The organism is Streptomyces sp. NTH33, from assembly GCF_003236365.1.
In the GTDB taxonomy this organism is placed as follows: Bacteria; Actinomycetota; Actinomycetes; order Streptomycetales; family Streptomycetaceae; genus Streptomyces.
In genome coordinates, this window is record NZ_POTZ01000881.1 from 1 (window position 1) to 1,394 (window position 1,394).

At 72.1% G+C, this 1,394-nt stretch carries 1 protein-coding gene and 1 pseudogene; both read left to right on the forward strand.

Annotation, left to right across the window (positions count from 1 at the left end):
* On the forward strand, window positions 1-837 hold an 837-nt coding region (locus C1I97_RS37220), incomplete at its 5' end, for an N-acetylmuramoyl-L-alanine amidase (RefSeq protein ID WP_111007281.1).
* A gap of 154 nt (window positions 838-991) precedes the next feature.
* Window positions 992-1,394 (forward strand): annotated as a pseudogene (locus tag C1I97_RS37225) (DUF5336 domain-containing protein); the annotation flags it as partial.

Here is a 1,394-nt window from a genome sequence, read left to right on the forward strand (position 1 = left end):
GGTCCGGGGCAGGCCGCCGTACGGCCGTCGGCCGGGAGCCCCTCGGGCTCCGGGGAGTCGCCCCCGCCCTCCTCCTCCGGCCGGGCGGACCGGGACGACAGGAAGCCGAGCGCGTCGGCGAGTCCGGCGCCCACGGCCTCCGCGCCCGCCGCCTCCGGGCCGCTCAAGGGGAAGGTCGTCGTCATCGACCCGGGGCACAATCCCGGCAACTTCCGGCACACGGCCGAGATCAACCGCAAGGTGGACATCGGCACCAACTCCAAGGAGTGCGACACCACGGGCACGTCCACCGACGACGGCTACACCGAGGCCCGGTTCACGCTGGACGTGGCCCGCCGGCTGCGCGCGCTGCTCGAAGCGCAGGGCGCCACGGTGAAGCTGACCCACGACGGCGACTCTCCGTCCTGGGGGCCGTGCGTGGACGAGCGCGCCAGGATCGGCAACGCCGCGCACGCGGACGCCGCCGTCTCCCTCCACGCCGACGGGTCGGCGCCGGGCAACCGCGGCTTCCACGTGATCCTCCCGGCGTCCGTGCACGCCGGGGCCGCAGACACCCGCCCGATCGCCGCCGCCTCCCGCGAACTCGGCGAGCGCGTCGCGGGCAACTTCGTGCGCGTCACGGGCGGGGCTCCGTCGAACTACGTCGGCGGCGGCACCGGTCTCGTCACGCGCAAGGACCTGGGCGGTCTCAATCTGTCAACGGTTCCGAAGGTGTTCATCGAGTGCGGCAACATGCGCGACGGCACGGACGCGGCACTGCTGACCAGCGGCGGCTGGCGGCAGAAAGCGGCGGAAGGGATCTCCGAGGGAATCGTGAGTTTCCTGCGCGGGTCCTGACCGGGGCTCTCATCCCTGCGGACAGCCGGGGCGTACGGACGATAGTGTCGTCCGTACGACGAGGGCACCCCCCACGCTTCGCACCGCGGCCTGACGGCGAGACGGTGACGGCGACGCCTCTACCGACGACGAGACGACCTGTGAAGGACCTGAAGTGAACATCCGCTCCCTCACTCGGGGCGACGGCGTGGTGATCGGAGCAGCGGTGTTGCTCTTCATCGCGTCGTTCCTCCGCCTGTACGACACGGACTTCGTGAAGACCAACGCCTGGGACGGGCTCGGTATGGGCCTCGGCTTCTACATGGGCGGAGTCATCGGCGCCGCGCTGATCGTCGTCAACCGGTGTCTGCCGCAGCCCCGCAAGGTGGCGGGCCTGGACCTGGGCGCCGTGGGAGTGGCGTTCACCGTCCTCGTGGCGTGGATCATGTTCTGGACCCTGGTGGACGTCCCCGGCTCGGTCGGCGCGGGCTCCGGTCTGATCCTCGGCTTCATCGCGGCCCTGGTCCTGGCCGGCGCCGCCGTCGCCACCCCGCTGGTCCCCGCCCTGCAGGCGGCTC